Origin of the sequence: Vibrio sp. 10N.222.49.A3, from assembly GCF_041475145.1 — a bacterium.
GTDB lineage: Bacteria > Pseudomonadota > Gammaproteobacteria > Enterobacterales > Vibrionaceae > Vibrio > Vibrio tasmaniensis_A.
The window spans coordinates 1-10,834 of the sequence record NZ_JBFRVM010000083.1 but is presented as its reverse complement, the minus strand read 5'-3'; the positions used below and the strand labels follow the sequence as shown (position 1 = coordinate 10,834).

Sequence of the window (10,834 nt, the reverse complement as noted above, 5' to 3'; positions counted from 1 at the left end):
CCACGGTTAATGAGTGATTGATTGTATTTGTTTTATAACGTGGTTTAGGCATAAGGCTACGATAGGGAGTAAATGTAGCTGATCAGATCGTAGGTTATCTATTTAGTTCCACTGATATTACGCAACAAACCCTGAACAGTATCTAATTCCAAATTTCATCATAAACCCCTCACAACATAAATTAAATATAAATTATTATCCCATAGCCTTTGCATTCGTTATTTTTAATAATAAATAGAGTGAATAGACCTCACAACTAATAACCATTGCCTCTGTCGCTCAGTCAATAGAATATTCAGAAGTCATAAAGTCAACTAAGTAGTGACAAATCACTTTTCTAAGGAGGACAAGCTTCTAGGTTTAAAGATATTTCAATTCAATTAAATTTGGTCGTTGAAATCATGATTTTTCTTATAAATAAAGAGTAACTTGCTATGATAAATAAAAATCCAACAAAACCAATTCATCAAAAAAAATCAAGGTTTAGATACTATTTACGCTATCTTCGGATTAAGTTTAAAAGATATACCTTTAAAATTAGGAAAAATAAAAATTCGTCTCTCGATGTGAGATACTTTTCTGACCATTTAAAAAAAGACATTGGGATATATGATAAGTACCACTAACATCATTAATAGATCGTCTTCCTCTTGCTTGCTGGTTATGTCGCAAAGTTTGGTTGACTACATGCGCACTAATTTTTGGATGCAATTAGTAGGCTATGAATCCCAAGCAGATAACCTTCAGGATTGTCGAGCTGTCTATTTAGTTATCGCTCATAGTTCCACTCCTGCAAGCGTAGAACTGGCTCCATCATCAAGTTCCTATCCCAGGCACTGCTGCATCTTACCTTTCGTTTTCCGATGACTTTTCTTTACTACTAGATGGTTCAGATACTTAACTTAAAACTGAACTGTTCCGCCAGACTAGACACTCAATTAGGAGACATTTTTTTCAAAGTTAACTGGGCCTAAATAGAGACTTATCTTCCTTGAGTCTAACCATTTATCTAGTTAAACATAGACTTTCGGAGCTTATCACTTTGAGTAAAAAGTAAAAAGTAAAAAGTAAAAATAGAATAAAGCAGATGATGGCAAGTCCTGAAGATATTCCCAACATCAATAAGCTTTCTTCATATATCAGAGGTAAAGCTATTGAAAAAAAGCGAGTATGACAACAAATAATTCACACACCGCCCCAAAAATAGGACGCTGATGACGAAACACTGCCCATTGATAAACCATTGTTGCTAACCTCCTTGTGGCTTAACCTAATTACCCTCTTGCAGGTAAAATACGTTCAGGTAAACTTTGTTCCCGATTTAGACTAAGAAATCAGCTTCGGTAACGTCTGATACACCTTATTGTTAGATTATTTTAAAACAACAAAACCCTCTTACTCAGGGGAGTAATTTTACTATTATTATGTTTAATGAGCATCTCCTCGACAGTAAGGTGATTATCAACCCAATTAATACCAACCCACACCTAATCAAAAAATCTGCAATGGTTAAATACACAAAATTCTATTTATATCATTTGGCTTTGTTGCGTAATTAAATTTAGAGATAAAGGCACCCCGTTTCGGGTATTTCTTAGTCAATACGGCAAGTTTCAGGCATACCTAACCCTGTGAGCTTGTTCAACGCTTTTATGATCGCGTAAATTTCACCCACTTGTGCATTGTAATTTCTTAAACTTAAACGACCGCCAAGCAACTGTTTAACTCGATACATCGCTGTTTCTGAGAGGGAGCGTTTGTGGTAACCATGCCGCTCTTTCCAATACTTATTTGAGCCATATAACTTCTAGCAACCTACTGCGAGATTTCGGTGATGACCCCGTTCCCAGAAGGCAGCCCCTTCTCTTGGAGGAATAAGCGCAACGGCTCGCTTAATCTTAATAGCAGCGTGACACGCTCTCGTGTCGTAAGCGCCATCACCAGACACCTCAAGGATACTTCGGCGTGTTTGTTTCAGTAAGTTCGGGAGTACTTCTCCATCTGTAACCGTCGATAAACTTAGCTCGGCGGCAATGATCTCATGAGTGCTTGTATCCACGGCCATATGCAGCTTTCGCCAGACTCTACGTGATAAAAGAGCATTAAACAAACTGGAAGGATTAAGCAAGCCTGAAACAATAACGCTCGCCTAATAGTTAGACATGTAAGGGCTCTTGTCTCAAAATTTGAATTTGGAAACAAAGCCCCATAAAGCATAAACAATAATGCATAAAACTATTACCAATTTAAATTTCGACAGCGCGAACAGGGCAATAGGCTTGCAAGCTTTCAAAGTCAGCTCTTAACTGGACCAAATCATCATTAAAAAAGGTTAAAACACCTGCAGTGTCAACAAGAGAGTTTGATTCTACAATGTCACCCACTGAGATATGCCATTGCAGTTCGTATTGACTTTGCAATCTGGGCTCCAGTAATTCAAGCACTTTACCATTCTGAACAGGCAGTAAGGCTGAAACAACATTGTTGCTAAATTTAGGTTTAATGTACTGCTTAATATCTAACCCGCAGCTCAACAAGAGGGTTGCATCGACCATATTAACATTACTATTTTTTTTGTGATAAGGGACCCCAATTCCACCGGGCACACGGGCTGCTATCTCTAGAAACGTAATTTTTCCATTGTCGTTTGAAACAAACACTTCTAAGTGAGTGGAGCCATTACGAAAACCAAGAGCATCTATTACACTCTGATTGAAAATTGATAATCTCTCACATAATTTCTTATCGAGGACAGGGAAAACTGATAAAGGTTTTCCTAAGACAAAGTCAAAGTTAGAGCACCCTAATTCCAAGATACCCGAAAAATAAACTTTGCCGTCCACAACTATTGAATCACACTGATACATTTTACCTTCTATAAACTCATCAACCTCATAGGAAAAATTATATTTATTATCCTCTATCATTTCGATAAAATTTTGAAAATCATATAAATTATTTACAATTTTAACATTTACACTACCTGCCCCACTTGTAGGTTTTATAACCAAGATCTCGCCTAACGTTTTAGTCAAATTTTCATAATACTCTTTTTCACTACTTTTCGCTCGCCCAACATCTAAACACGTATGTTTAGGAATACTATTGCTCATCAATTTTCCAACTATTTCCTTCATTAGTAACTTATCTCTGAACTTCAAAATGTCACTTGGCAAATCTCCTTTGATATTTAGAGCCTCTCTAACATACGCAGCAGTCAATACATTATCTTCTTGCTGGCAAAATATAGAAAAACTATTAGAAGGGTTGATATCCGAGATCTCATCAAGCAAAATTTCTATTATATTTTCATGGGATAATACCGGACGTAGGCTACTATCCAGTGAGCTCGAAACTTTGTGAATTTTATCTAGGTAAGGAAGAACTCTCTCATCAACATCCTCACTTTCGCTTATAAATAAAGTAATTTTAACTCTGCTGGATAGCATTCCTAAAATAATATCAGAACCTAAACCAATGTAAGTCTGAGAAATTAAAACTAGATTTTTTATCATATTACTCTCCATAATGAATATTAATCCTGTGTAAAATTCTGCTACCCTCTTTTGATTCACAAGGTGAAATGCCTTTACCGCAATGAATAGTAGAAATATTATCCCAAATAATTATCTCACCTTTAGTGTAAGAGTGTTCATAATATTTCGAATTTTCAAAAATAAAATCTTCCAATAAATTCAAAATAAAAATAGATTCTAGTTCGCTTTTGCCTTCAATTTTAAATGAGCTTCCACTAGTAGCAAATAGTGAGGCTGTGCCAGTAATTGGATGTCTTACTACAAGGTCATGCAGGCAATGTTCATGCTCTTTACATTTTTCGCTTGATAATTTTTGCTCATATTCCTCCTTATCTGTAATTTTTCTTCTGTTACCAAATTTATGAAGCACTTTAGTTGACTGTAAATCAAGGCCATAAAGCTCTGATAACTCCCTATGAAAATTAATATTATTAACGATAGATTTAAGTCCTGATTCTAAGTCGAGAAACATTGTTTTCGGTCCATTTTTAGGAGCATTTATTGCATATAACGAAGTCGCAACACCAACCTCTCTACGATAAGCCATGTCACTGTGCCAGTAAGCACCACCATAAAGGACACCGTGCTCCCTAGCATCGGAATCAACATAATTCGATATTTTTATTATTTCTGGTACATGCTCTAGAGCGAATTCAGATAGAATATGAGTAATTGGCTTCCCAAATTTTGACATAAAAGATAAATATTCTTCATCGGAAAAAAATTGGTCTTCTATAATTATAACTTTATATTTAAAAAGGATGTTCTTTATCTTTAATATTAAATCATCATCAACTTTTCCTTTTGAAAGGTCGAGTTCACTCAGTCTACAACCAAAACCATCCTTTAACTCATTAATCAACATTTTCACTTTCCCCTTAGTTATAACACTCCATCGTATTAATAGATCTAGCTCCGGCTAAAGTTCCTATAACGGAAATATTTTTACTTCCAGACTTAGATTTAACTTTACTAACAAAACCTTTATCGTTTAAATACAGCCCCTTAATATTATTATCTGGCAAATTACCAATTGTACCAATCGCTGAAACAACTATAGAATTTTTGATATTTATAGAAATCACTTTATTACCGTAATCCTCTTCAACTGATAGATTATCGTAACAACGTCTTGCAATATGATTGTTATTTTTTTTGCTTTCAACCAGGGCTGAAATGCAATCTTTAGAGCGAGAAAAATTGCTATATATAAAAAAACGTGACTCTACCAACTCAGAAGAACTCTGAGATTTCCATATATATTCAATGGTCTTTTGAGATGGTGCTCTGAGTGCGAACCGATCCTGATTTTCTTGTGGATAAACTCCTAGATATTCGCGAGCCAATACGGTTGATTTAAACCCCCTTTCATAGGCTGAAGTAGCAATTTGGAAGGCTGAATTTCCGCTACCAATTATAAAAACTTCGTAGCCAAGTTTTTCTAGACATTTATCAGATTCAAAAAATTGATATGCTGAAAAGCAATTTATTGTATTATAAGAATCTATCACATTTGGTATATTCCTAGGTTTTATACCTGTAGCAATTATCAAATTTTTAGTTTCAAATTCTACTATCTCCCCATTGATTATTACGTGGCAGGAATAAATATCTTTCCTTTCCTCTATAAATGAAACAAATCCTAGAACTACTTCAATCGGATAATTTTTAATACAATCTGTTATATAGTCTATATAATTAGCCGCATTTGGGGTTAAAGAATTGTCGAAAATATAATCGTTTATAGATTTTTCATGATGTTTAATATCAAGCTCGTTCTTGTATGACTGCAGTTGCTTATATCCCATACAAGACATGGAACCACCTAACTTGTCGGAAATAATTAAAACTTGTTTCCCCTCAGAAATTAACCTTTTCGTTATCAGAGCGGCAGAAGGGCCACCGCCCAAAATTATATATTTATCTTTCATCGATTTTACCTATATTTAAGCTACTTAACCTATCACACGCTGTAAGTAAATCTGGGCGCCTAACGGAAAAAGAGAATCGAATAATTTTACTTTTACTTGTATGAAATTCATCCAAGGGAAGCGGTGTCACTCCACATTGATTTGTTATAGATATACATATTTCTTTTGCGGATTTAGATGTTGTCAAATCATTACAGTCAACAGTTACAAAGTGACCACCTCTTGGATAATAGGCCTTCATACCTTTATTAATAAGTGTTGAGTAAAGGATATTACGATTTTCTTTATAGTATTTTCTGAATCTATTTGCTCCCTCACCACCATACCTATCTATCATACTAGCAGCCGCACGCTGAATTATATCTGCAGTACAATTTGACATATGCATGTGGTAGGAGTTGGAAATTCTTATATTTTTTTTTGAACCGACTAACCAACCAACCCTTAAACCGGATGCTGCTAAGGACTTAGAAAGTGAGCCTGAAATTAAAACTTGGTCAATTATCTCAGATAGCTCATTATATGGTATTTTACTGGAAGTATAGTTGAACTCTCTATATACATCATCAACCAATAAAAATGACTTTTTTTCTGTGCATATACTTATTAGCTCCTGCCACACTTCGCTAGAAATAACCATTCCTGTAGGATTATGTGGCGTATTGATCAATATTGCTGTTTTATTATTTATTTTTTTTCTAACATCATTTACATTTATTTCAAATTGATGATTATTTATTAAAAGTCTACTAGAAATAAATCTAATCCCTGCCATTTTACACATCATTGGATAGTAGGAATAGAATGGTTCTGGTACGACAATTGATTCATATCCCAGTGTCTTTAAGCAATACATACTACATAAAAGTGACTCTGTACAACCAGAAGTTATAATTGAGTGATAATTATCCCCATACATAGATTTTATTCTACTATTAAGCAATACAGCGCCTTGTACAGGCATGTATTGCCAATTACATCCCTCTCCAGATGACATATATTCACTCCAATCTCTATCATATATATTTATAGGTAACCCTTGAGAGAGATTAATTGATGACTTCATTTTTGATAACTTAGACATATATCCATAAATATTATTCAAACCATTGCCTACCAAATTTTTTAAAAATATTAAAAATTTGCAGCAGAATAATTAAAACTGCTGCTTTAAATTAAAATTATTTCGTTAATCGATGAAGCCCATTCCAGAAGTTTGTTAGTGATTGCAAAACTTCACTGGCCCCAGATATCAATTCTTCTCTAGCCCCATCTCCACCTTTACTAGCTTCAACCAATGCATCTTGGATCCAGTCAACATGATTAGATTAAATTAATATATGTAGATAAAAATAATTAAAATCTTCATGTTTCCAACCATCGTAGAGTCTAAATCCTTCATATAAATTTATAATCATCGGAAGTCCAAATTCTTCGATGACATAGTGAGCACCTATTGCTTTATTAGGACTTTCTTCCAAGAATAATCTATTTAGATCATTAATTAATTGTCGAGTTTCAGTCGTATAATCTACAGATTTGTAATCATCCAAAGTAACTCCTATAGCACTTAGTGACTCTTCAAACATCGCAAAATGTGGGGCACCTCTCCCATCGCCCAACTCGGACACAACAGTCCGACTAATCTTCAATCTAATTAGTTCGTCATCTACACGCGGAGCTAAACCTGATAAAATTTCAGGAAAAGTTCTTATGTAAAAGTAATATTGTTGAAAAATCGATTTTATTTTTTCTAATGGTAACTCTTTTTCTCTAAATGTTTTGTAAAATTGGTTTTCGTTTATATTAGACTCCTCGATCATGCTTTTAATTACTTCAATCACTTCACATTTACTCTTCGTAACTTCCATTTTATTCCCTTACCGTTTTTTTCGACTTGTAATAATTTGCAAATAAAACACTAATGCAAACAAGAATTACTAAAATGGGCACAAAATAATTATCCCAAGATAAATAAAAATATTCTAAACCCAGTGCAACACTTGGAACTAAAGGTGTTATAATTGAAACTCGACCCGACCCCAACGTCACTATTGAATACTGTAATAAATATATTGGAACCACTATAAATGTGAGAGATAATATAGCCATGTTTACCAATATCGTAAATTCTGATTCATATAGAATCCTTATGGAATCATGGCTTGAGAAAAAAATATAAATGAGTAACATTATAAACCTCGATGCTAAAATATTTAAAACCGTAAATCCTCTCTTATAAAAAATAAACTCAGAGTACACCATATACAAAGCAGCTGTTACTCCTGCTATGGACGCGTATATAACCCCTTGTATCAAAGAGTCATTTATACCACCGTCAAAATAAACTCTAGTGTAACCAAGTAATCCCAAGAAAAAAGCCAAGAACAACACTGATATAATAAGACTCTTCTTAGGTAGTCCCTTATGTATTAGATACTCCACAACAATTACAATTATTGGTATCCATCCTTGATAAATAGCTGACTCTACAGAGGCTTCGATTTTCTGAAGAGCCATGAACATAAACAACCAACAAAATAGCGTTAATACATTCAAAATCGCTACCGATTTAAAGTTAGTGATAATAAAAAAAGTAAAATTCCCTTGTTTTAAACAGAATAATGTAAAGAATGAAAGCTGAGCAACCAATACAGTAAAAAATATTAGTGCCTCTGAATTAAAAGTCGAGAACGAATAGTTAACCCAAACGGATGATACAGCAGTCGCTAAACAATATAATCCAATAGCTAACCATCCTAGTCTTTGCGTTAATAGAGGGTTATGCTTTAGATAATAATCATTAAAATATTTTTTCTCGGCCATTATCGAAATTCCTTTTATACCCACTTATTGCCTGGATTTAACCTTAATTGTTGGAGCCAGCTATGCATCATGATCAGTAAACATACTCTCAGACAGGAGGTAATACCTTAAATTATTAATAGATAAATTATTTAAAATAACTATACCCAAGCAAGAGTTAGCTACCTTTCTTAGTTTATATAGAACAGTCAAGCATAGGAACCAGATGAACCTTCGACGGTAAAATTCAAACTCAAGCCAACTAACATGTATAATGGCGATATTTTCAACCCAAGGCTCACGTATGGGTTGACTGGTCTAATATCCCAGAATCAGCTGCTAACAAATTGCTTAATGAGACAGTTAATGTTCGGCGATTTTGGGTTGGTTAAGTTTATTTATTACAGGAGGTTGCTTTAAGGGCTGTTAGTTTTCCTCTGATTTTTAGTTGCCGATTACATTTTTATTTTTCTGGCTTTGTCGGTTTTCTAGCTTTGACAAATATTATGGATGAGTTTTCGACAGTGATAAAATTTGTCGGGATTACTTATCTGTTTTGGTTGGCTCATATCACTTGGACTTATTATATTACCGATACCTCGGCACGTACTTCGGATAACGGAGTACCTGCCTCAACTGTTGGTTTGCTAATAACCCTATTGAATCCGAGAGCAATATGGATATATGGGCTTATTTCCCGAATTTATCGATTTACAATCAGTTTATGTATCAGATATAGCGATGATATTTGCGATTTCAACGTTTTCTGTGGGCGGTTTTTAGCAATCAATAGAGTTTTACTTACAACAACGGCCTTACCTCGTTGACTGCTCTTACAACGTAAAATTAGAACAGATTGGCTTAAAACTTGCTCTATGCTTTAATTTTGATGTACTTATGTTATTCCGACAGATATTTCCATCACCATTCCCAAAAATCCACTTCATATCTAAACCGTTCAACCTCCTCATCGGTCAGTTCCGGTATTGCTTTGATAGGTCTTCCTCTGCGTTTAGGGGGAGATTTCGTCAGCTTAGGTTTGGATGCTCTTACTTTTCGAGTTTTAGGGTTACTCACAAGCTGACCTGATAATATTCCACTAATAACTTCCCCTATCGCCTCAGCAGATTGCGATACTTGAGCATCATCCACGTGAGCATAACGAAGCGTGGATGAAATACGCGTGTGACCCAACAGTTTCGACACCATTGGGATAGGATACCCCTCTAGCACCGCATAACTGGCAAAGGTATGGCGCAAGTCGTGAATACGAACATCCTCGATATTGGCTAAGGCTCGCACCTGTTGCCATACCATACTAACCTTAGTCGACCGACTCACAAAATTACGTAAAGGTACAAACACATCATCAGGTGACTCGCTACATTGCGACCATGCCTGCTTGGATATGTCTGAAAGGAGCTGTTGCGCTTCCTTGCCCACATACACCACCTTCGCACCCGTTTTGCTGTCCGGCAAGTGCCACTCCCTGCCTTTAACAAAAGACCATTGCAGTCCTGTTACCTCTGAAATTCGACATCCCGTTAACAGCACCAGCTCTAGCACCTGACAACAGCACGCTTCCATATCACCTTGCTGGCTGACCACCGTTAATGCGTTATGCAACCGCGCTAACTCGTCCAAACTCAAAAAACGATTGAGCTTTTTTTTACGATTTTGCTTGAGACCATCACAAGGGTTTTCCATGCAATAACCTTGCTTCACCGCATATTTGAAGATAGAACGAAGCACATCAAGATTACGGTTGGCAGCCCCTGCGTAATTCTGGCTGAGTTCATCAAACCAACGATGCACATGAAACGAATCAATACGGCTGACAGGAAAACGTCCAAACTCAGGCAACAAATGCCTTCTTAAGGCGCTCGACGCTGTCCCTTGCGTACTCAGTTTCCATCCCTTGCAGACCTTCTCCATCCATTCTTCTTTCACCAAAGCATCGAAACGGATCAACCGTATCGGTTTCGTCTCTTTGTCTAAAAAAGAGGCCTGTAAAGCTTGTACGTGTTGTCTCATTTTTTTTAGTGTCAGTTGCCCCACTGTCCCCAACGTCTGATTGGGAATGGATAAATGAGTCACATAGAAACGGCGACCATCGGTATAAACTCGAACCCCTAACGCTGGAACTTGGGTATCCCACACCGTATACGTTCTAGTTTTTGAATTCAGTGATTGAATGACTTTAGAAGTGAATAACAGTGACTTCATGAGCTCATCCCCTTAACGAGTACTCCCGACACATGAGAGGCCGCCTGACACACGTCCTCACGTCCCAAATGCGCATACTTTAACGTCGTTTCTGCTTCAGCATGCCCCAAAAGACGACTCAGCACGATCAAGTTTACCTTCGACTGAATGGCAATACTGGCGTAGGTGTGACGTAAATCATGCAAGCGCACGCCTTCCAATCCTGCCAACTGGCGAGCCTGTCGCCAGAATATACCCAACTGATTGGTGGATATGGGTTGAGTGTTACAAGGGGCTGGAAACAGGTAAGGACTCTCTGATTGCCATGCATCAAGATGAGCTCTAACTTGTGAGCAA

The 10,834-nt window shown here is 36.2% G+C and carries 9 protein-coding genes and 1 pseudogene; 1 reads left to right on the top strand and 9 read right to left on the bottom strand.

Annotated elements, in window-relative coordinates; all coding sequences use genetic code 11:
• Nucleotides 1-1,594 precede the first annotated feature (1,594 nt).
• The 7 genes and pseudogenes from AB4589_RS15580 to AB4589_RS15550 form a co-directional block, all read right to left on the bottom strand.
• A pseudogene (locus tag AB4589_RS15580) lies at nt 1,595-2,089 on the bottom strand (IS5 family transposase); the annotation flags it as partial.
• Between the two features lie 157 nt (nt 2,090-2,246).
• Nucleotides 2,247-3,515: an acetyl-CoA carboxylase biotin carboxylase subunit family protein gene (locus tag AB4589_RS15575; RefSeq protein ID WP_372101058.1), complete on the bottom strand. Its 1,269-nt coding sequence runs from the start codon at nt 3,513-3,515 to the stop codon at nt 2,247-2,249.
• A 1-nt stretch (nt 3,516) separates the two neighbouring features.
• Complete coding sequence (locus AB4589_RS15570) at nt 3,517-4,401, bottom strand: TauD/TfdA family dioxygenase (RefSeq protein ID WP_017099399.1); 885 nt, start codon at nt 4,399-4,401, stop codon at nt 3,517-3,519.
• Nucleotides 4,402-4,414: 13 nt separating this feature from the next.
• Entirely contained in the window at nt 4,415-5,467 is a 1,053-nt protein-coding gene (locus AB4589_RS15565) for a SidA/IucD/PvdA family monooxygenase (RefSeq protein ID WP_102579852.1), read from the bottom strand.
• Nucleotides 5,457-6,551 carry a pyridoxal phosphate-dependent aminotransferase gene (locus AB4589_RS15560; protein WP_102579853.1) on the bottom strand — a complete coding sequence of 365 codons (1,095 nt, stop codon included), beginning with the start codon at nt 6,549-6,551 and terminating at the stop codon, nt 5,457-5,459. The genes AB4589_RS15565 and AB4589_RS15560 overlap by 11 nt, the downstream gene beginning before the upstream one ends.
• 244 nt (nt 6,552-6,795) lie before the next feature.
• Nucleotides 6,796-7,338: an iron-containing redox enzyme family protein gene (locus AB4589_RS15555; RefSeq protein ID WP_372101055.1), complete on the bottom strand. Its 543-nt coding sequence runs from the start codon at nt 7,336-7,338 to the stop codon at nt 6,796-6,798.
• Between the two features lies 1 nt (nt 7,339).
• Nucleotides 7,340-8,293 carry a hypothetical protein gene (locus AB4589_RS15550; protein WP_017099403.1) on the bottom strand — a complete coding sequence of 318 codons (954 nt, stop codon included), beginning with the start codon at nt 8,291-8,293 and terminating at the stop codon, nt 7,340-7,342.
• A 485-nt stretch (nt 8,294-8,778) separates the two neighbouring features.
• Here AB4589_RS15550 and AB4589_RS15545 point away from each other — a divergent pair, with 485 nt between their 5' ends.
• Entirely contained in the window at nt 8,779-9,099 is a 321-nt protein-coding gene (locus tag AB4589_RS15545) for a LysE family transporter (protein ID WP_157939753.1), read from the top strand.
• Nucleotides 9,100-9,193: 94 nt separating this feature from the next.
• Here AB4589_RS15545 and AB4589_RS15540 read toward each other — a convergent pair whose 3' ends face one another.
• Both AB4589_RS15540 and AB4589_RS15535 read right to left on the bottom strand, forming a co-directional pair.
• Nucleotides 9,194-10,498 carry a site-specific integrase gene (locus tag AB4589_RS15540; RefSeq protein WP_265121955.1) on the bottom strand — a complete coding sequence of 435 codons (1,305 nt, stop codon included), beginning with the start codon at nt 10,496-10,498 and terminating at the stop codon, nt 9,194-9,196.
• On the bottom strand, nt 10,495-10,834 hold a 340-nt coding region (locus tag AB4589_RS15535; protein ID WP_372101053.1), incomplete at its 5' end, for a tyrosine-type recombinase/integrase. The genes AB4589_RS15540 and AB4589_RS15535, both read right to left, overlap by 4 nt.